Below are 17,575 nucleotides of genomic sequence, written 5' to 3' on the forward strand. Positions count from 1 at the left end.
AGTACAAAAAACAAATGGCCTGATCAAGTTGTCGTGGTGGAACTTTAGGTAACTTCAAAGTTTTGCCGGGGCCGTTGTCGTGCCTGTGCGTGCGGGCAACCTTAGTTTGCCAATCATCAAGAAGGAACATGCATGATGACTTTCGAAATGGACATGATGAAAGCGGGTGTACGCCCTGATGCCCTGAAAGCCGGTGTTCGCCCGGATGCGCTCAAGGCCGGGGAACGGCCGGATGCCATGAAGGCGGGTGTTCGGCCAGACGCGATGAAGGCAGGCGTGCGTCCTGACGCCTGATTGCTGCCAGGGCCGGTCACCGGGAATCGCCGGTGACCGGCTTATGCAACCGTAACGTTGTTATTCATTGGCGCAAGGGAATGTCTGTCTATGTTTGACGTAAAGTTGTGGGATGGTTTTGACCAGAAGACCGCAAACGGGCGGGCGCCTTACTTGTTTGAGTCGGTCTTGCCATTGAGTGAAGGCTTTGCCGGGCCGCACACAGTAGAGCAAGCGTTTTATGCCCTGGCCGAGCAGACCTTGCGCGAAAGTACCGACTGCCGTATTCGGGTCTATGACGGTGAAGCACGCCGGGATGAACTTATCGACCAGGCCCATGAGCAGCCTCGCCTCGACAACGAATCGCTGGTCGCTTTCATGCAGCGCCTCACCGGCAAGCAACGCTTCAGCCTGGTGATCAACAACCTCGAACAAATCAGCCCGCAGTTGGCGGCAGACTTCGGTCGTTTCATCCGCTCGTTCTTCGAGTTCCGCGGCATGCCGATTGGCGGCGTGGAGCAGGCCGCGTTCTGTGGCAACTATGCCGGCACGGCCTTCGGCATCCATGAAGGCTTCGAGCATGCCTTCCTTTGCCACCTCGGCCCCGGGGTGAAGGACTTCTACTGCTGGACCCGTGAAGAGTACCTGGCCCTCGCCGGAGGGCGTGCACCGACCTTTGCCGATGCCGGCGCCTACGAGGCATTGCTCAAGACCGGCAAGCTGTTCGTGCTCAAGCCCGGTGACGTGTTGTATCTGCCTGCCTCGGTCTATCACATTGGCCGGCAGGACCAGTATTCCGTATCGGTGGCGCTGCCGTTCTATACCTATCCGTTGAGCCGGTTTCTCGCTCGCCGGGTGATCCCCGACCTCAGTGAGCAAAGCCTGCCGTTCGATCAGGAAGGCATTTCGGCACTGCTGCCATTGGGCAGTCGCAACCCGCTGCTGTTACCGCTCGGGCAACTGTTCGACGATACATTGCGGCGCTGGAGCGACGGTGCGCTGCCGGAGTACCTCGGCTATCACTGGCATCGCCTGGTCAGCAATGGTGGCTGGGAGCTGCCGCGCGCCATCTCGGCCCAGGTGCGCGAGGAAGTCCCGTTGCATGAGCCGCTGGTGCTGGCTATTGGGCAGCGTATTCGCTTGCGCGAGCCGTTCCGCATCAGCCAGCAGGCGGCGTTGGGCTGTGCTGTTGGTCAGCGGCGGGTCTTCGCTGCCGCGCGCAGCGTGGTGCTGGACGACCCTGACGGCAGCCAGGGGGCATGGCTGGAAAAACTGAACAACCATGATGCCCTGCAGGTGCTTACCGAGCAGCAGCGTGTGGTCGGCCAGGCGCTCTCGCGCACTGGCTGCCTGGAAGCGTTCTGAACATGAACAAGGAGCGTTGAGCATGTACCGAAACTTTCCCAGCCTGGTGGATGATGACCTCGACCAGGCAAGCGTCACCCGCCAGGTTTTCGAGCAAGCGATTGGCCAGGGCCACGCAGTCATCACCGGGCACAGCCTTATCAGCGAACATTTCGACCCATTGATTGCCCGTGTCTACCAGCAGATCTGGCAGCGGGTCGACCCGTTGCAGCTGAGTGCGGATGAGGCGCGCCTGTACATCGGCGAACTGTCGGTGTTCGCCCGCTACAATTCGACCTTGCTGTTGCGGGCGGCCGACACGGTGCGGGGCTTCTGTCCGGAGCTGGCCCAGGAACTGACGCGCAACTACCTCGAGGAGGGCGGCGAACGCGGCAAGCTGCCGGCACACTATGTGGTGTTCAGTGGAGCGTTGATTGCCGACCTCGGTCTGCGTGTCAACGGCTGGATGCCCAGGGCGGCCTCCACCCGTAGCCTGGTGTCGTTGATCGATGTGCTGGCTTGGTCGCACTGCCCTTCGACCATCCTTGGCATGTACTACGCCACCGAGGCGGTGGCTATCGCCGAGACCCGCCTGTTGCAGGCCATCACCGACCGGCTCGGGGTAGTGCTGGGGCGTGGCTGCGGCGCCGATCTCCCCCGGTTGCACGATTATTACCGCATGCACCTGGATGAAGCGCATGCCGCCGCCAACGGCAAGGTGGCGGTGGAGCAGGGGCATCAGGACGGCATAGCCGACTTCATTCGCCAGGCTCCGCTGTTCGGCTTCCTCCAGCCACAGGTGATCGACGGCTTCCTGCAGATGCTCAACCCCTTCGTCGACCAGTGGGTGGAGCTCAGCGCCATGGTCAACGCGGCACGCGATGGCAAGGAACCTGTAGCCCGATGAAAACCACCGTCTACAAAGGCGGCTGCCTGTGCGGCCGCATCCGCTTCATCGCCACTGGCGTGCCGCGTTTTCCGCATACCTGTTCGTGCAGCATGTGCCAGCGCCACTCGGGCAGCTTGACCCTGTGCTGGGTGGAGTACGACAAGGACGCCGTGGAGTGGGTGGGAGAGGGTGGCATGCCGGCCCTGTACCGCTCTTCGGCGCACTCGAGCCGGGCGTTCTGCCCCACATGCGGCAGCAGCATCGGCGCCATCGACGACGCGCCCACCGTGGGCCTGTTGCTGGGTTGTTTCGACGCCAAGGGCGACAAGGCGCTGCGCCCGACCTCTCACTCGTTCACATCGTCCCGTCCACGCTGGTGGAAGATCGACCCCCAACCCTGAGCTGACTGCGGGCCGTGCGCGGCCCGCCACAAGGAGTGTGCATGTCCCCCGACACCCATCCGGTGCTCTACAAGGCGCTGATGCTGCGGCGTATCCGCCAGATGCTCGACAGCGCAGGCTACCTCGAGATCATGACCCCCATCCTGCGCCGCTATCCCGGTGATGCCGACCGGCCTCGCCTGCAGTTGAGCGATGGCCGCTGGCTGCGGGAGTCCTCGGCCTTTGCCTTGCGTTGCAACCTGCAATACGCGCCGGCGGTCTACGAACTGGCGGCGTGCTTCCGGCCGGATGCGCTGGATGCCACCCACCTGCCCGAGTTCACCATGCTCGATCTCTATCGCCAGGATGCCAGCCTTGGTGAAATGCTGGACCTGGCTTGCCGGCTGGTGCAAGCCTTCTATCCGGGGCCGATCCAGGTGCTGTCGTTCGCCAGCCACCTGCGTGATGACCTGGGCATCGATCTGTTCGCCGATCCGACGGCCGGGGATGCGCTGGTGCGAACTTTCCGCCAGCTGTATGACGAGCCGGATATCTCGCCGCTATGGTTGATCGACCGCTACATCACCGAGCAGATCGAGCCTTTGTCGCGTGGCTGCTGCATGGTGGTGACCGACTTCCCGCTGCTGCCGGAGGTACGTGCCAGGCGGCGTGACGGCGCCGGCGCGATCGTCGAGCGTTTCGAGATCCTCATCGATTGCGTGGAAGTGGTCCACGGCTATACCGACGAGGATGACCCGGACCGCTTCGAGGCCCAGGCCCGTCACCTGGCCAGTTTCGGCCCTGAGGACGCGATCATGTGCGCCTTGATGCGCGACGGCAGCGTACCGCTACGTAGCGCCGGATTCGGCGTCGGGATCGAGCGCTTGTGCCGCATGGGGTTGGGGCTGGACAGCGTCGAGCCGCTGCGCACCTCACTACCTTTCACCGCGCCCTAGTTCAGCGAGGACTTGCGATGCCGACGCTCGAACAACTGCTACCCATGGCGCTGCTTGCCGCGCTGATCCTGGTGGTGCCGGGGCCTACCAATACCTTGCTGTTCTCGGCTGGCCTGCAGGTCGGCCTGCGTCGCGCGTTGCCCCTGGTCGGTGCGGAGGCGGCAGGCTATGGCCTGTCGATACTGGCCTGGGGCAGCGTCCTGCTGGTGGTTGCGAGCGACCGGCCCTGGCTGCTGAGTGGCATGAAATGGCTGTGCGCGCTGTACCTGCTGTGGCTGGCGATCAAGCTATGGCGATGTGGCGCGACGCGCCTGGTGGCGGAGCGACGCAGCGCAGGGCGTTTCGAGGTGTTCCTGGCGACCTTGCTCAACCCCAAGGCCTTCCTGTTCGCCAGTAGCGTCTTTCCGCTGTCGGCGTTTCAGTCGGTGCAGCAGTTCGCCTGGTTCATGGGGATGTTCCTGCTGGTGCTGGTCCCGATCGGCAGCCTGTGGGCCTGCCTCGGCCACCTGCTGACGTTGCGCAGTGCCTGGTCTATGCATGCTGGCACCTTCCTGCGCACAGCATCGGTGATGCTCATGCTGTTTTCTGCCTCGATCGCCTACTCCACGCTGGACGGGGCGGACGAGCGCGCCGAGCAGGTGGCGCTGGGCCGCATCCTGCTGCCCATGGCCTGACCCATGAACCCCGCTAAGGAAGCGCACCATGTTCAACACACTGTTCACCGGCCTGCTGGCTGTTGTGTGCAACCTGCTGCTGACCGGGCTGGCCAGTGCCGCCGGTAGCCTGACCCTGTACAACTGGGAGAGTTACACCAGCCCCGAGCTGCTGGCCAGGTTCGAGCAGGCCCACGGCATCAAGGTGCGGCTGATCGAATACCGCACCAGTGAAGCGGCGTTGGCCGAGTTGCGCGAGGGCAAGATAGAGGCGGACCTGGCGGTGGTCGCCAGCAACTTTCTGCCCGCCTGGCGCGAGGCGCGCCTGCTGCGGCCGAGCGAGGCGGCCAGCTTGACCAACTTCCGGCATGTCCAGGCCGCCTGGACCGATCCGCCATTCGACCCACGGCGCGAGCATTCGCTGCCATGGGCCTGGGGTGTGGTGGGCGTGACGGTGCATGCCGACCGTTACAGCGGTGATATCGATACCTGGTCGGTGCTCCTGGACCCACCGGCGGCCTTGGTCGGCACCATCAATATCGGCGCCGACCTCAACGAAGTGATCTACGCCGCGGTGCGCTTGCATGGCGGGCGCATGTGTGAGGCCGATTCCGCGCTGATGGCCAAGGTGCGCACGACCTTGCTCAAGGCGAGGCCGGCCTGGAAGGCGCTGGACTACGGTAGCGTGGCAATGATGGCCAGCGGGCATTTCCAGGCAAGCATCGACTGGAACGGCGCGGCCCTGCGCCAGCGCCTGGCGAACGCACACATTCATTTTGGCCTGCCGCGCGAGGGGACACAGGTGTTCAGCGACAGCCTGGTGCTGCTGGCACAGGCGCGCAATGTGGAGAATGCGCGGTTGTTCATGGACTTCGTGCTCGAGCCGCGCAATGCCGCGCTCAATTCGACGTTTCACGGCTATGCCACAGGCATCGAAGGTGCCGATGCTTTTCTACCCGAGCACCTGAAGACAGCGCCCGAACTGAATATCCCTCAGGCGGTACTGGACAACGCCGAGTTCACTTTGGCCTGCCCGCCTGCGGTACAGGCGCGCTACGCCAGCCTGTGGGAGGAGTTGCAGAGCTGGCCGGCAAGTGCTGCGCTGCGGTGAGGTCGGCGTACTGCTCGACGAAGCAATCCGCCTTGACCGCCGACATCGCAGTTCGGCCTGAGTGGCCTGAATACCAAACGGGACGAGGTCGATGAAGCCGCTGTCCTTTGCCTCCTGCTCGAGTTCGTCGGCATTGACGAAAAGGCGTGTCAGCGCCGCAGGCAGGCTGGCCTTGATAGTGCTCTTGCCCGAGCCGTTGGGGCCCGCAAAAACACGCAGCCTAGGCACGCCCGCCGGCCGTCTGGTCATCGACCCTGCGCACACTGATCATTTCGCCGACCCGGACCTTGCGCCGGGGGCTGGCCTTGCCCAGCACGGTCCGGACACCATCGGCGCCGACGCGTACCAGTTCGCCGTCATCGACACACAGCACGCCGCGCTGGCTGGCTTGCAGGGCACGCAGGTAGGCCGAATGCGTGGCCTCGCTGGCGTGCAGGGGGATCTGTTGTTCAAGGGTATCGAGGTCCCGTTCGGAGACCTTCTTCGCTTTTGCTGCCATCGCTGGACACCTCCGCGCAATGCGAAACCGCTTGCGCACATGGAGGGCCTCATAGCGTCGACGCTGTAAAAAGGCATCAAGGAGGGTCATCGGGCTGTCCTGAAGTGGATTCGCCGCAAAGTCTGGCACAGCGCTGCGCTCACTGTTTCCCCGCTCCACGTAGTCCGTTTCCCAAACCTGAAACGGGGCCGTCGAGCGGCCCCGCTGATCCGGTGTCGGTCTTCAGAAACCGAAGTCGCTCAGGCCCGGGTGATCGTCCGGACGGCGCCCCAGTGGCCAGCGGAACTTGCGCTCGGCTTCGCTGATGGGTTGTTCGTTGATGCTGGCGTGGCGATTGCGCATCAGGCCGTCTTCGGCGAACTCCCAGTTCTCGTTGCCGTAGGCGCGGTACCACTGGCCGCTGTCGTCGCGGTACTCATAGGCGTAGCGCACGGCGATGCGGTTGTCGGTGAATGCCCAGAGCTCCTTGATCAGGCGGTATTCGAGCTCGCGGTTCCACTTGCGGGTGAGGAAGGCCTGGGCCTCTTCGCGGCTGTTGCAGAACTCGGCGCGATTGCGCCAGTGGGTGTCGGTGGTGTAGGCCAGGGCCACCTTGGCCGCGTCGCGGCTGTTCCAGCCGTCTTCGGCAAGGCGGACTTTCTCGATGGCGGTTTCACGGGTGAACGGGGGCAGTGGGGGGCGGGACATCGTGGTCAATCCTCAAGGTCGGTGGGCTTGGTTTGCAGGATCGAGATTAGTTCGTTCGGCTGGCGGGGAGAATCGGTGCCCTTGGCACTTCATAATTGCTCCTTGAGGAACAATCCCTGCCTGGCCCGTCTGGCCTGCCTGTCTTCTATAGTTAGCCCAGACATTCGCTGGAGCCCGCCATGACCCTGATCAGCCGCGAACCCTGGTGGCTCGTCCCGCCCAAGCCCGGACAGACCGAGCAGGACCTGCACTGGGGCTACCTGGAAATCTACGCCGACGGCCGCACCGTGTTCGTCGACCAGCGCCCCAGTAAGCGGGAGCTGGCCGAACGCAAGAGTTGCCGTAACTTCCCCGACGCCGAAAAGCCCTGAGTCAACCTTCGAGCTGGGCCAGGCGCGCCTCCAGCGCAGCGACCCGTGCTTCCAGCGCCTCGATGCGCTCGTCCGCCGCGCTGGTGCGCGTACCGCCTTCCTGCTGGCGGGCAGCGAGAATCGCCTCGATCTCGGCCGGGTCGCCCAGGGCGTGGGTGTAGCGGTCTTCGCGCTGGCCGGCCTGGCGCGGCAGGTGCAAGGCCAGGCCGCGCGAGACCAGGCGCTCGAGCTGGTGCTGGACCTGATCGACATCCTCGAACTCATGCAGGCGGTTGCTGCGTGTCAGCAGTTCGCTGAGGGTCTGTGGGCCGCGCAGGAACATCAAGCCCATCAGCACCAGTTGCGCCGGCACCAGTTCCAGGCCCTTGTCCACCCGCTGTTCCCAACGGTCGGCGCGGCTGCCCATCTGCAGGCGGGCCATTTCCTGGTTCTCCAGGGCACGCAGGGCCTGACCGACCTGGCCGGGGGAGAGGTTCATCACCGGTTCACGGCTGGTCTTCTGGTTGCAGGCCAGGACCAGGGCATTGAGGGTCAGGGGGTAGGTTTCCGGGCTGGTGGCCTGTTTCTCGATCAGTGAACCGAGCACGCGGATCTCGATGCTGTTGAAACGGCCTTCGCGGGTGCTTTCGTGTTCTGACATGGCCCTGTCTCATTGCGAGGAAAAGGCCACTAGCCTAGGTAAAGCGCCAGGCTTAAGCAATCACTGCTGGCGTCGCCGGCCGTGCCAGCTCCCCTGTGGCGTGGGTGCTGGCACGGCTGGGGCTTCAGGCGCTGCGTCGCTCCATGGCCTGGCAGGCCGCGGCGGTGAACAGCACATCGGTCGAGGAGTTCAGCGCGGTCTCGGCCGAATCCTGCAGCACGCCGATGATGAAGCCGACCGCCACCACCTGCATGGCGATCTCGCTGGGGATGCCGAACAGGCTGCAGGCCAGCGGGATCAGCAGCAGGGAGCCTCCGGCCACGCCCGAGGCGCCGCAGGCGCAGACCGCCGCCACCACGCTGAGCAGCACCGCGGTTGGCAGGTCGACCGGGATGCCCAGGGTGTGCACGGCAGCCAGGGTCAGCACGGTGATGGTGATAGCAGCGCCCGCCATGTTGATGGTCGCGCCCAGCGGGATCGACACCGAATAGGTGTCCTCGTGCAGGCCAAGTTTCTCCGACAGCGCCAGGTTGACCGGGATGTTGGCCGCCGAGCTGCGGGTGAAGAACGCGGTGATACCGCTCTCGCGCAGGCACAGCAGGGTGAGCGGGTAGGGATTGCGACGGATCTTCCAGTAAACGATCAGCGGGTTCATCACCAGTGCCACGAACAGCATGCAGCCCATCAGCACGGCCAGCAGGTGCAGGTAGCCGAGCAGTGCGTCCAGCCCCGACTGCGCCAGGGTGGCGCTGACCAGGCCGAAGATGCCCAGCGGGGCGAAGCGGATCACCATGCGCACGATCAGGGTCACGCCGTTGGACAGGTCCTCGACCACGGTGCGGGTGGTGTCACCGGCATGGCGCAGGGCCACGCCCAGGCCAATGGCCCAGGTCAGCACGCCGATGAAGTTGGCGTTGAGCAATGCGTTGACCGGGTTGTCCACGGCGCTGAGCAACAGGTTCTGCATCACCTCGGTGATGCCGCCGGGGGCGCTCAGCGTGGCCTCGCCGGTGCTCAGCACCAGGTTCGAGGGGAACAGCATGCTGGCCACCACGGCCACCACCGCGGCGGCGAAGGTGCCCAGCAGGTACAGCCAGAGGATCGGGCGGATGTGGGTTTCCTGGCCATGGCGGTGGTTGGCGATCGAGGCCATCACCAAAATGAACACCAGGATCGGCGCCACGGCCTTCAGGGCGCTGACGAAGACCTTGCCGAGGAACCCCAGGTCGCGGGCCACGGCGGGGGCGAGCAGGGCCAGGGCGATGCCGGCCACCAGGCCGATGCAGATCTGCGTCACCAGGCCGGTGCGGTTGATGAGGCGGAGGATGGGGGTCATGTGCAGCGCAATCCAGTTACGTGAAAGCGCGCGACTTTACCACAGACCGCGCTGGCTCCTGTAGGCGCGGGCCTACCAGTGAAACAGCTCGCGCCGCGCGCCCTCGGTGATCGCCAGGATCCCCGGGTGCTTGACCTTGCGCTCCACCGATATGGCGTAGAACGACTCGTTCACCGCCTCGGTCTGGCCGATCAGGCGCACGCCGTACTGGCGGCAGACCTCTTCGGCGATCACGCTGGGGGCGACGAAGATGCCGCTGCCCGACTGGCCGAAGGCCTGCATCAGCGCGCTGTCGTCGAACTCGCCGACGATCCGCGGTTGCACCTGCTGCTCGGCCAGCCAGCGCAGCAGGCGGCTGCGCAGCACGGTCTCCTGGCCTGGGATCAACAGCGGCGCGTCGTCCAGGCAGGCGGGGAAGGGCTGCTTCAGGCGCTCGGCCAGTGCAGGGGTGGCGAAGAAGCTCAGGCCGCACTCGCCGAGCTTCTGGCTGTAGCCCTTGATGTCCAGGTGGCTGGGCATGGGGCTGTCGGAAATCACCAGGTCCAGGCGCTGGATCGCCAGGTCCGCCAGCAGGCGTTCGAGCTTGTCCTCGCGACAATTGATGCGCAGTACCTCGTCCAGCTCCATGGTCGGTGCCAACAGGCGGTAGACGATGGACTTGGGCACCACGTCGGCCACACCGACGCGAAACAGGATCTGCTCCTGCGGCCCGGCGCGCAGCATGGCCTCCAGTTCGCCGCCGATCTGGAACATCTGCTCGGCGTAGACCAGGGCCTGGCGCCCGGTCTCGGTCAGTTCCAGCTGGCGCCCGACGCGCTGGAACAGCTCCAGGTTCCAGGTCTGCTCGAACAGGCTGATCTGGCCGCTGATGGTCTGCGGGGTGAGGTTGAGCTGTTCGCTGGCGCGGGCGATGCTGCCGGTCTTGGCCACGGCCCAGAAATAATGAAGCTGACGGTAGTTGAGCATGGCCTGCCTCGATTCGGAAAAACCGAAGTATACACGCCGAAAAAACGAATTTTCCGGATGTTTCAGCCTCTTTAGAATGCCACACCATCAGGCGCACGCCGCGCTGCCCGGAATTCGACAAGCGAGGACTCCATGCTACAACTCAAATCCATTGGCACACCGCTGGTGCTGGCCCTGGCCCTGTTCGCCATGTCCGGTTGCGACCAGGCCGAGAAATCCGCCCAGCAGATGCTTGACCAGGCCGCTGAAACGGCCAAGCAGGCCATCGACAAGACCAATGACGCCGCTCAGCAGGCCTTGAGCGACGCCATCGGCAGCGATGGCGAGAAGGCCAAGGCCGAAGACGACAAGAAAGACACCCAGGACATCTGAGAGCAGGACTGACCAATGGAATATTTGCTGGAACTCGCCGCAAGCCCCACCGCCTGGGTTGCCCTCGCCACCCTGGTAGCCATGGAAGTCGTGCTGGGCATCGACAACCTGATCTTCATCTCCATCCTGACCAACAAGCTGCCCGAAGCCTACCGCTCCAAGGCGCGGCGCATCGGTATCAGCATGGCTTTGGTGATGCGCCTGGCGCTGCTCAGCACCGTGGCCTGGATCGTCCAGCTGACGGAGCCGGTGATCGAAGTGTTCGGCCACACGTTCTCGTGGAAGGACATGATCCTCATTGCTGGTGGCCTGTTCCTGCTGTGGAAGGCGACCAAGGAAATCCATGAAAGCGTCGACCCGCATGGCGCCAAGGAAGAGTCCAAGCTCGGCGGCACCGTGACCATCGGTTTCACCGCGGCAATCTTCCAGATCCTGCTGCTGGACATCGTCTTCTCGATCGACAGCATCATTACCGCCGTAGGCATGACCGAGCACCTGCCGATCATGATCATTGCCGTGATCAGCGCCGTGATCGTGATGCTGGTGGCCGCCGACCCGCTGGCCAAGTTCATCAACGACAACCCGACCGTGGTGATGCTGGCCCTGGGCTTCCTGATCATGATCGGCATGACCCTGATCGCCGAAGGCTTCGGTGCCCATGTGCCGAAAGGTTATGTGTATGCGGCCATGGCGTTCTCGACCGCGATCGAGATGCTCAACATCATGGCCCGCCGGGCGCGCTTGAAGCGTGAGGCTGCCGAGGGCTGACCTGGCGTGAACCATCGCGGGGCCAGCGCGCTGCCACAAGACATGTAGCTTGTGGCGGCGGGCTGGCCCCGCGATGCGTTTCAGGAAAACTTCAGCTCAATGCGCCCCGGCATGCCGACGCGCACGGCGCACAGGTTGTGGTTTGACCAGGGCTTGAGGGGGCAGGTGATGTGGGTGTGCATGCCGGCGCACGATGCGCAGTACGCCCCAGAGCATGGCGGCTGCGACGCTCAGCCACATGCCGACCAGCATTAGAATCGCCATTGTCAGGCTCATGTGTGCCTCCTTCTCTCTGGCGAGCCAAGCCCGCCATCCAGACACTGCTTTAGTCTAGCCTGTTACCTGTGACGTTCCATTGACCGAAGGTCTAGGCTCTGTACGAAATGTATCTGCACTCGCCCATACTGCGTTGAAACGGGGCTCGGAATGCTCATGTACTCCAGTACAGTCGGGCGCGACCCCGGCCGTTCCTCCCCCCGTTTCGCCTTGTCTGGCCTTCGCGCAGACACATTTCAGTACTTGGGCCGTTTCGTTCCAAGCCCGCATCGGGCTATACCCGAAGCCGCCCGCGCCCTATGATCGGCACTCATGGCCGGGCACCGCCTGCCTGGCGCTGGATCATGCGAGTGTCCATGTTGCAAAAACTCATCACGTCCCGGGCCCTGGGCCCACGTCGCCTGCTGGCCGCCTGCCTGGTCGCGGCCACGTTGTCGGGTTGCGCCAGTGCGCCACCGGCCGCGCTCAAGGGCCTGCCGCAGCGGGTCGAGATCAGCAGCGTTCCCTTCTACGGCGGCAACGCCAACCACAGTGGCGCGATGGCCCTGGCCGCCGTGCTGTCGCAGCAGGGCGCACCGATCACGCCAGGCCTGCTCGACAAGTCGTTGGGCTTGCCTGCCGCCGCCGAGTCGCTGGAAACCGGCATCCCTCGGGTTGCTCGTGAATACGGCAGGGTTGTCTATCCGTTGGACAAACACCTGGATGCCTTGCTCGCCCAAGTGGCGGCCGGTTATCCGGTGCTGCTGCGTTATCAGGAAGGCTCGGCGTGGTGGAGCGAGCCGCGCTATGCGGTGCTGATCGGCTATGACCGCTACAAGCAGCGGGTGTTGCTGCGCTCGGGCATGCATAGGCGCCAGTTGATGGCTTTCGATGATTTCGAGTCGGCGTGGGCCAAGGAGGGTAACTGGGCGGTGTTGCTGCAATCGCCACGGCAACTGCCGGCCCAGGTGGATCGCCAGCGCTGGCTGCAGGCAGCGGATGAGCTGGCCCGTTCGGGGCAGGAGATCGCGGCGAAGCAGGCGGTCATCAGCCTGGGGCGCTGAGGCTGAAATGATCGCGGGGCAAGCCCGCTGTCACAAGATGGGCCTTGTGGCAGCGGGCTGCCCCGCGCTGGCTTTACATCAGAAGCCCAGGCGATCGCGCAGGCTGTAGTACCAGGCACCGAGGGCGCTGAACGGTACACGCAGCATCTGGCCACCTGGGAACGGGTAGTGCGGCAAGCCGGCGAACGCGTCGAAGCGCTCGGCCTGGCCGCGCAGGGCTTCGGCCAGCACTTTGCCCGCCAGGTGGGTGTAGGTGACGCCGTGGCCCGAGCAACCCTGCGAGTAGTAGATGTTGTCGCCGATGCGGCCGACCTGCGGCAGGCGCGACAGGGTCAGCAGGAAGTTGCCGGTCCAGGCGTAGTCGATCTTGACGTCCTTGAGCTGCGGGAAAGCCTTGAGCATCTTCGGACGGATGATCGCCTCGATGTTCGCCGGGTCACGCGCGCCGTATACCACGCCACCGCCGAAGATCAGGCGCTTGTCGCTGGTCAGGCGATAGTAGTCGAGCAGGTAGTTGCAGTCCTCGACGCAGTAGTCCTGCGGCAGCAGGGTACGGGCCAGTTCCTCGCCCAGCGGCTCGGTGGTGATCACCTGGGTGCCGCAGGGCATCGACTTGGCAGCCAGCTCCGGTACCAGGTTGCCCAGGTAGGCATTGCCGGCGACGATGATGAACTTGGCGCGCACCTTGCCCTGCGGGGTGTGCACCACCGGGTTGGCGCCACGCTCGATGCGCACGGCCGGGGTCTGCTCATAGATGATGCCGCCCAGCGACTCGACCGCGGCGGCTTCGCCCAGGGCCAGGTTCAGAGGGTGGATATGGCCGCCGCTCATGTCGAGCATGCCGCCAATATAGCTGTCGCAGGCCACCACTTCGCGGATGCGCTTCTGGTCCATCAGCTCCAGCTGGTTGTGGCCAAAGCGTTCCCACAGGCGTTTTTGCGATTCCAGGTGGCCCATCTGCTTGCTGGTCAGCGCGGCGAACACGCCGCCGTCCTTCAGGTCGCACTGGATGTCGTACTTGGCCACGCGCTCACGGATGATGCGCCCGCCCTCGAAGGCCATCTGGCCGAGCAGTTGCGCCTGCTTGGGGCCGACGGTGCGCTCGATGACATCGATGTCGCGGCTATAGCTGTTGACGATCTGGCCACCGTTGCGGCCCGAGGCGCCGAAACCGACCTTGGCGGCCTCGACGATGCTCACCTTGAAGCCGTTCTCCAGCAGGAACAGGGCGCTGGACAGGCCGGTGTAGCCGGCACCGATGATGCACACATCGGTTTCCACCTCACCCTGCAGCGCCGGACGTGGCGGCACCGGGTTGGCCGAGGCGGCGTAGTAGGACTGGGGGTAGGGGGTGTTTGCCATGCTCGAGGAACCTCGTGTTTTATATTTTTAACGAATGTACCGATGCTATCAATAATAATAAACACCCGCTAGTCGTCCGGTGAAAATCCTTTACGCCCCCCGGAGCCTCGGCCTTTCTATAAATAGTTTAAGATTCAGTAGCTTAGCGTGAAAAAAACAGTTGACAGGGTATCTGGATCGGGTAGAATGCGCCCCACACGACAGGCACATAGCTCAGTTGGTTAGAGCACCACCTTGACATGGTGGGGGTCGTTGGTTCGAGTCCAATTGTGCCTACCAAACATTATCGCTCTTTAGAGCGATGTCGAAAAAGGCGATCCGTAAGGGTCGCCTTTTTCGCATGCGCGGTTTTTTCACGGCTCGAGGGCAAGGAATGAAATTCATCGTGATGGCCGCATGCGCGGCGTTGTTGTTCGGTTGCGCGGCACCCCAATCCATAAGGGCGCAGTACGCACCCTCGGATACCTATGTGGATCTGAGGCCCTATGTTTCGCCTGTCAATGTTGCTGTCTACCAGAGTCCACAAGCACTGTTGAAGAAGGTCGCCGACCTGGGTGGGCCGCAGGGCAAGATGGAGACCAATAGCGAATTCAATGCGCGGATGTCGGCGTTGGGTGGCTCGGTGATCTTTTCCGAGATCAATGATGCCGAGATAAGGTTCAACCAGGAAACCGGCGCTCTGAGCTACGCAAGCGACATGCCGGATGCGCAGACCTTTGGCTTTATGGAAAAAGGGCGGGGTACCGCAGATCCTGGCAAGCTCTATGTGGCAATCAGGCTGAAAGGGGATTGGCAAGACAAGGGCGAGTTCGTCGGCCAGAATGCGTTCGGCGCCACGGCGGCTATGCGTGAAGTCGAAGGGCGGCGAGTGTTCCTGGTTTCTCCGCCCATGCCCGGCCCGCGCTTGGGGGTCGTTGAGGTCAGTCTTGTCACCGATCTGAAGATGTCGGCCGCCGAGTTCAAGGCGCAGCGGGAGAACCTGCGGCTGGCGGTGATCTATGAGTCGGTTCCGAACTATCTGCAATACCGCAAGGTGGTGGCCCAGGCCACCATCCGCAATCGCCAGGAAACGACGGCCAACAACTACTTCTTCAGTGTGAAGCTGGCAGCGGCTGGGATCGTCAACATCAAAACTGGGCAGATCTATGCCGACAAGACACGCGTACGCTTCAATGCGTTTTGATGGTAATGATTGAAGTCGCTGATTTTTTTGCAATTTTTTTGCAAAACGGTGTTGACATGGTTGGCCGATTGCGTAGAATGCGCACCACACGACAGGCACATAGCTCAGTTGGTTAGAGCACCACCTTGACATGGTGGGGGTCGTTGGTTCGAGTCCAATTGTGCCTACCAAATCAGAAAGGGGCGATCCGTAAGGATCGCCCTTTTTGTTTGCGCAACAAAAGATGCTTGTGGCGCTTTCCCTCGGTTGCTCCGGTACGGCCTCAGCGCTTGCTGCTGTGGCGCCGTACCAGCGCACCGTCATCGCACGTATGTGCCAGCGGCAGCAACCATTCCAGCATCTGCTGGTGTTCATTGGCCTGCAAAGGGCTGTCCGCGCCCTCGAACTGAGCGGCCAAGGCCTTTAGTGCATATTCGACCACGGTATTGTTGACGACTGTTTGTGATGTCTCGATGTGGTGGTGGATCGATGCTATCAGCGCTTCGTGATCCTCTGTCGGTTCGAGGCTCAGCGACAGGGCAAGATACCTGGGCAGCCCTCGCTTGTGGCCTGCCATCATGGCGACTGCGCGGTACAGGTTGACGACATCCTCCTTGTCGATGTGCCCTGCCGAGCGGCTTGCATAGTAGCGCTCGAGTCGGTTGATGGCGTGCGGCAGGTCTGCCTGCCAGCTGCCTTGAGCTACCAGTGCTTGTTCGCGCACGTCCCCGATCGTCAGCAGATAATCCAGATAGCCTGCGAAGTTTCGAGCCTCCCTGGCGTAGCGCAACCGGCGCCAGCGTGAGCCGAATTCGCGCTCCCAGGTCCAGCGCCTGACCTCTGGCAGCAGTTCCTGGTCGAGCCACTCCAGGGTGTCCTGGCAGGGCCACCAGCCTCTGGCTGACGGTTCGCGTTCGCTGAGGTCGTGGGGCGTCCACAGCAGGTCTAGCCAATCGCTGGAGAATGCCTCGGTCGACGCATGGGTGGTGATCACCGCGTGGTATCCGCTGTCGTGACGGTCGGTTGCCTGTGCGTGGCAGGGCTTGAGCATGCTCGGGTGAGCGTCGAACATGTACCAGGGGCTTGTGCCGGCGGCGTAGTCGTGCGCCTCGCAGAAGCGGGCGATATAGCTCCAGGCATGCTTGCGCAGCGAGCCGATTTTCACTCGGTGCGAGCCACCGTGGGCGATGAATGGAAATCCGCTGGCGGACAGGCTGCGCTCCAGTGCCTGCAAGGTGTCGCGCACCACCACGGTGAGCGCGTCGGCGACATCGGCAAGTGCCTGGACCACGGGCTCTTCGAGTATCAGGCGGCTGTTGGGCAGGTCGATCAGGTAACGGTCCTTGTCGCCTGGCATCAGCCCGACGATGAACGGGCGCGATTGGCTGTCCAGTGGCGCGCCGCTGGCAAACAGAAAGCGCTCGAGCAGCCATTCGTGGCTGACGGTGATCGTCACGCCGCGCAGGTCGTGTTGGTGGAAGTCGAAGGCGGCGCTGGCGCGGGACGAGGTCAGGTCCGGCAGGAACACGCTCAGCGAAAACCAAGGCCCGCGGTAGTACCAGTGGCGGCCGTGATGGCCGATACGGGTGAAGGCATCGGGGCTGCAGGCGCTATCGGGCGCATGCCTGGCGGCGGCAAAGTGGTCGCTCAGCCTGCCGGGACGCTCGACGAATGCCCTGGCTCTGCGTGCCACGTAGGGGCGCGGGTCGAAGATGGATTTGGCAACCAGCTCGGAGAAGCCCACGCGCTCCATCCACAGGTTGCCAAACGTCTCGATATGCGCGCCAGGGAAGAACTTCGACAGCACGTCGGGATGCTGCTGCAGTCTTTGCGTCAGGTCATGGGCGGTCCACAGCTGCCCTTCGATACCGGCCGCCTTCAGTCGTTTTCTCTCGCCGATCCAGCGACTGGCCAGTGTGCCGATCTCGCGTTGCGCGAGGATCAGGGTGAACGAGCGGGTGAGCGAAGGCCAGGGGCCATTCAGGAAGGCATCGATGGCTGCCGTCAGCTCGGTGCCGGTGAAGTCCTTCCAGGCCTTGCATTCGAAGACGTTCAGCTGATCGGGGCTTTCCTCGTCCTGAGCGAACAGGTCGATGCCGCCTTGCCGTGTGCCGCTTTTCCCGAGGCGATGGCAGCCGCCAAGCGGTTGTTCCTTGCTCAGCAGCCACCAGCACAGCTGTTCGAAGGATTCCGGCGGCATCGCGAAATCAAGCACGAAGGTCGTGCGTGGGTAGATGCGCGTGTCGGGGGTGATGCTGGCTTCGGGCTGCAGGTGCGAAGGCCACTCTTGCGGCAGTTCGGGCTTGTTTGCAGGGGTGGCTGTGGCGTTTGAAGGTTCCAACCTGAGTCCTTGTATCGCTATCTGTCCATTGTGGCGCGGCGACATCTTCGGCCAGGTCGATAACCGAAGGCAACAGACAAAGCCTGCGACAGAAGCGCCATGAGGGGATGTTCCGGGCCATGCTAGAATCCGCCCCTTCGAATCTG

Annotated in this window: 20 protein-coding genes and 2 tRNA genes; 14 read left to right on the forward strand and 8 right to left on the reverse strand. The window is 63.4% G+C overall.

Going from position 1 to position 17,575, the window contains the following annotated elements; translation table 11 throughout:
- Positions 1 to 132 precede the first annotated feature (132 nt).
- The 7 genes from ABZO33_RS05915 to ABZO33_RS05945 all read left to right on the forward strand — a co-directional run bounded on the left by ABZO33_RS05915 (position 133) and on the right by ABZO33_RS05945 (position 5,606).
- Positions 133 to 294: a hypothetical protein gene (locus tag ABZO33_RS05915; RefSeq protein ID WP_173862437.1), complete on the forward strand. Its 162-nt coding sequence runs from the start codon at positions 133 to 135 to the stop codon at positions 292 to 294.
- A 153-nt stretch (positions 295 to 447) separates the two neighbouring features.
- Positions 448 to 1,638, forward strand: a complete 1,191-nt coding sequence (locus ABZO33_RS05920) for a hypothetical protein (RefSeq protein ID WP_414535235.1) — start codon at positions 448 to 450, stop codon at positions 1,636 to 1,638.
- 22 nt (positions 1,639 to 1,660) lie between these two features.
- A complete protein-coding gene (locus tag ABZO33_RS05925) occupies positions 1,661 to 2,524 on the forward strand; it encodes a DUF3865 domain-containing protein (RefSeq protein ID WP_414535236.1) in 864 nt (287 codons plus the stop codon).
- Positions 2,521 to 2,907: a GFA family protein gene (locus ABZO33_RS05930; RefSeq protein ID WP_414535237.1), complete on the forward strand. Its 387-nt coding sequence runs from the start codon at positions 2,521 to 2,523 to the stop codon at positions 2,905 to 2,907. The genes ABZO33_RS05925 and ABZO33_RS05930 overlap by 4 nt, the downstream gene beginning before the upstream one ends.
- Positions 2,908 to 2,948: 41 nt before the next feature.
- On the forward strand, positions 2,949 to 3,842 hold the full coding sequence (locus ABZO33_RS05935) for an amino acid--tRNA ligase-related protein (RefSeq protein ID WP_414535238.1): 894 nt from the start codon (positions 2,949 to 2,951) through the stop codon (positions 3,840 to 3,842).
- 17 nt (positions 3,843 to 3,859) lie between these two features.
- Positions 3,860 to 4,516, forward strand: coding sequence for a LysE family translocator (locus tag ABZO33_RS05940; protein ID WP_414535239.1), 657 nt, complete (start codon positions 3,860 to 3,862; stop codon positions 4,514 to 4,516).
- A gap of 28 nt (positions 4,517 to 4,544) precedes the next feature.
- Positions 4,545 to 5,606, forward strand: coding sequence for an extracellular solute-binding protein (locus ABZO33_RS05945; RefSeq protein WP_414535240.1), 1,062 nt, complete (start codon positions 4,545 to 4,547; stop codon positions 5,604 to 5,606).
- A 220-nt stretch (positions 5,607 to 5,826) separates the two neighbouring features.
- Here ABZO33_RS05945 and ABZO33_RS05950 read toward each other — a convergent pair whose 3' ends face one another.
- Both ABZO33_RS05950 and ABZO33_RS05955 read right to left on the reverse strand, forming a co-directional pair.
- Positions 5,827 to 6,105 carry a hypothetical protein gene (locus tag ABZO33_RS05950; RefSeq protein WP_414535241.1) on the reverse strand — a complete coding sequence of 93 codons (279 nt, stop codon included), beginning with the start codon at positions 6,103 to 6,105 and terminating at the stop codon, positions 5,827 to 5,829.
- Positions 6,106 to 6,327: 222 nt separating this feature from the next.
- The gene (locus ABZO33_RS05955; protein ID WP_414535242.1) at positions 6,328 to 6,792 is read right to left on the reverse strand and encodes a DUF1348 family protein; all 465 of its coding nucleotides are present in this window, start codon (positions 6,790 to 6,792) and stop codon (positions 6,328 to 6,330) included.
- A 179-nt stretch (positions 6,793 to 6,971) separates the two neighbouring features.
- Between ABZO33_RS05955 and ABZO33_RS05960 the strand changes: the two genes are divergently transcribed.
- Complete coding sequence (locus ABZO33_RS05960; RefSeq protein ID WP_414535243.1) at positions 6,972 to 7,163, forward strand: hypothetical protein; 192 nt, start codon at positions 6,972 to 6,974, stop codon at positions 7,161 to 7,163.
- Position 7,164: 1 nt separating this feature from the next.
- Here the strand turns inward: ABZO33_RS05960 and ABZO33_RS05965 are convergent, their stop codons facing one another.
- The 3 genes from ABZO33_RS05965 to nhaR all read right to left on the reverse strand — a co-directional run bounded on the left by ABZO33_RS05965 (position 7,165) and on the right by nhaR (position 10,105).
- A complete protein-coding gene (locus ABZO33_RS05965) occupies positions 7,165 to 7,803 on the reverse strand; it encodes a YceH family protein (protein ID WP_414535244.1) in 639 nt (212 codons plus the stop codon).
- A gap of 124 nt (positions 7,804 to 7,927) precedes the next feature.
- Positions 7,928 to 9,139, reverse strand: coding sequence for a serine/threonine transporter SstT (sstT, locus tag ABZO33_RS05970; protein ID WP_414535245.1), 1,212 nt, complete (start codon positions 9,137 to 9,139; stop codon positions 7,928 to 7,930).
- 72 nt (positions 9,140 to 9,211) lie between these two features.
- Complete coding sequence (gene nhaR / locus ABZO33_RS05975; RefSeq protein ID WP_414535246.1) at positions 9,212 to 10,105, reverse strand: transcriptional activator NhaR; 894 nt, start codon at positions 10,103 to 10,105, stop codon at positions 9,212 to 9,214.
- Positions 10,106 to 10,237: 132 nt separating this feature from the next.
- Here nhaR and ABZO33_RS05980 point away from each other — a divergent pair, with 132 nt between their 5' ends.
- Together ABZO33_RS05980 and ABZO33_RS05985 are read left to right on the forward strand one after the other, a co-directional pair.
- Complete coding sequence (locus ABZO33_RS05980) at positions 10,238 to 10,477, forward strand: hypothetical protein (RefSeq protein ID WP_046856230.1); 240 nt, start codon at positions 10,238 to 10,240, stop codon at positions 10,475 to 10,477.
- A 15-nt stretch (positions 10,478 to 10,492) separates the two neighbouring features.
- Positions 10,493 to 11,245 (forward strand): TerC family protein, encoded by a 753-nt coding sequence (locus tag ABZO33_RS05985; RefSeq protein WP_414535247.1) that lies wholly within the window; start codon positions 10,493 to 10,495, stop codon positions 11,243 to 11,245.
- Between the two features lie 96 nt (positions 11,246 to 11,341).
- Here the strand turns inward: ABZO33_RS05985 and ABZO33_RS05990 are convergent, their stop codons facing one another.
- The gene (locus ABZO33_RS05990; protein ID WP_081941225.1) at positions 11,342 to 11,521 is read right to left on the reverse strand and encodes a hypothetical protein; all 180 of its coding nucleotides are present in this window, start codon (positions 11,519 to 11,521) and stop codon (positions 11,342 to 11,344) included.
- A 299-nt stretch (positions 11,522 to 11,820) separates the two neighbouring features.
- On the opposite strand from ABZO33_RS05990, the gene ABZO33_RS05995 reads away from it, so the two are divergent.
- The gene (locus ABZO33_RS05995) at positions 11,821 to 12,564 is read left to right on the forward strand and encodes a peptidase C39 family protein (RefSeq protein WP_414535248.1); all 744 of its coding nucleotides are present in this window, start codon (positions 11,821 to 11,823) and stop codon (positions 12,562 to 12,564) included.
- A gap of 78 nt (positions 12,565 to 12,642) precedes the next feature.
- On the opposite strand, the gene ABZO33_RS06000 is transcribed toward ABZO33_RS05995, so the two are convergent.
- Positions 12,643 to 13,926, reverse strand: coding sequence for an NAD(P)/FAD-dependent oxidoreductase (locus tag ABZO33_RS06000; RefSeq protein WP_414535249.1), 1,284 nt, complete (start codon positions 13,924 to 13,926; stop codon positions 12,643 to 12,645).
- 202 nt (positions 13,927 to 14,128) lie between these two features.
- On the opposite strand from ABZO33_RS06000, the gene ABZO33_RS06005 reads away from it, so the two are divergent.
- The 3 genes from ABZO33_RS06005 to ABZO33_RS06015 all read left to right on the forward strand — a co-directional run bounded on the left by ABZO33_RS06005 (position 14,129) and on the right by ABZO33_RS06015 (position 15,279).
- A tRNA-Val gene (locus ABZO33_RS06005) sits at positions 14,129 to 14,205 on the forward strand.
- Positions 14,206 to 14,299: 94 nt separating this feature from the next.
- Positions 14,300 to 15,109, forward strand: coding sequence for a hypothetical protein (locus tag ABZO33_RS06010; RefSeq protein WP_414535250.1), 810 nt, complete (start codon positions 14,300 to 14,302; stop codon positions 15,107 to 15,109).
- Between the two features lie 93 nt (positions 15,110 to 15,202).
- Positions 15,203 to 15,279: transfer RNA gene (locus tag ABZO33_RS06015), tRNA-Val, on the forward strand.
- Positions 15,280 to 15,371: 92 nt separating this feature from the next.
- On the opposite strand, the gene ABZO33_RS06020 is transcribed toward ABZO33_RS06015, so the two are convergent.
- The gene (locus tag ABZO33_RS06020; protein ID WP_414535251.1) at positions 15,372 to 17,429 is read right to left on the reverse strand and encodes a hypothetical protein; all 2,058 of its coding nucleotides are present in this window, start codon (positions 17,427 to 17,429) and stop codon (positions 15,372 to 15,374) included.
- Positions 17,430 to 17,575: the final 146 nt, after the last annotated feature.

This window comes from Pseudomonas sp. CAM1A, assembly GCF_047501685.1.
Lineage (GTDB): Bacteria > Pseudomonadota > Gammaproteobacteria > Pseudomonadales > Pseudomonadaceae > Aquipseudomonas.

Coding starts and splice junctions, on each gene's coding strand:
- ABZO33_RS05955 (WP_414535242.1), bottom strand. CDS start 6,792: ATGTCCCGCCCCCCACTGCCCCCGTTCACCCGTGAAACCGCCATCGAG.
- ABZO33_RS05925 (WP_414535236.1), top strand. CDS start 1,661: ATGTACCGAAACTTTCCCAGCCTGGTGGATGATGACCTCGACCAGGCA.
- ABZO33_RS05980 (WP_046856230.1), top strand. CDS start 10,238: ATGCTACAACTCAAATCCATTGGCACACCGCTGGTGCTGGCCCTGGCC.
- ABZO33_RS05915 (WP_173862437.1), top strand. CDS start 133: ATGATGACTTTCGAAATGGACATGATGAAAGCGGGTGTACGCCCTGAT.
- ABZO33_RS05995 (WP_414535248.1), top strand. CDS start 11,821: ATGATCGGCACTCATGGCCGGGCACCGCCTGCCTGGCGCTGGATCATG.
- ABZO33_RS05960 (WP_414535243.1), top strand. CDS start 6,972: ATGACCCTGATCAGCCGCGAACCCTGGTGGCTCGTCCCGCCCAAGCCC.
- ABZO33_RS05965 (WP_414535244.1), bottom strand. CDS start 7,803: ATGTCAGAACACGAAAGCACCCGCGAAGGCCGTTTCAACAGCATCGAG.
- ABZO33_RS05940 (WP_414535239.1), top strand. CDS start 3,860: ATGCCGACGCTCGAACAACTGCTACCCATGGCGCTGCTTGCCGCGCTG.
- ABZO33_RS05930 (WP_414535237.1), top strand. CDS start 2,521: ATGAAAACCACCGTCTACAAAGGCGGCTGCCTGTGCGGCCGCATCCGC.
- ABZO33_RS05985 (WP_414535247.1), top strand. CDS start 10,493: ATGGAATATTTGCTGGAACTCGCCGCAAGCCCCACCGCCTGGGTTGCC.
- ABZO33_RS05935 (WP_414535238.1), top strand. CDS start 2,949: ATGTCCCCCGACACCCATCCGGTGCTCTACAAGGCGCTGATGCTGCGG.
- sstT (WP_414535245.1), bottom strand. CDS start 9,139: ATGACCCCCATCCTCCGCCTCATCAACCGCACCGGCCTGGTGACGCAG.
- ABZO33_RS05990 (WP_081941225.1), bottom strand. CDS start 11,521: ATGAGCCTGACAATGGCGATTCTAATGCTGGTCGGCATGTGGCTGAGC.
- ABZO33_RS05950 (WP_414535241.1), bottom strand. CDS start 6,105: ATGGCAGCAAAAGCGAAGAAGGTCTCCGAACGGGACCTCGATACCCTT.
- ABZO33_RS06010 (WP_414535250.1), top strand. CDS start 14,300: ATGAAATTCATCGTGATGGCCGCATGCGCGGCGTTGTTGTTCGGTTGC.
- nhaR (WP_414535246.1), bottom strand. CDS start 10,105: ATGCTCAACTACCGTCAGCTTCATTATTTCTGGGCCGTGGCCAAGACC.
- ABZO33_RS05945 (WP_414535240.1), top strand. CDS start 4,545: ATGTTCAACACACTGTTCACCGGCCTGCTGGCTGTTGTGTGCAACCTG.
- ABZO33_RS06000 (WP_414535249.1), bottom strand. CDS start 13,926: ATGGCAAACACCCCCTACCCCCAGTCCTACTACGCCGCCTCGGCCAAC.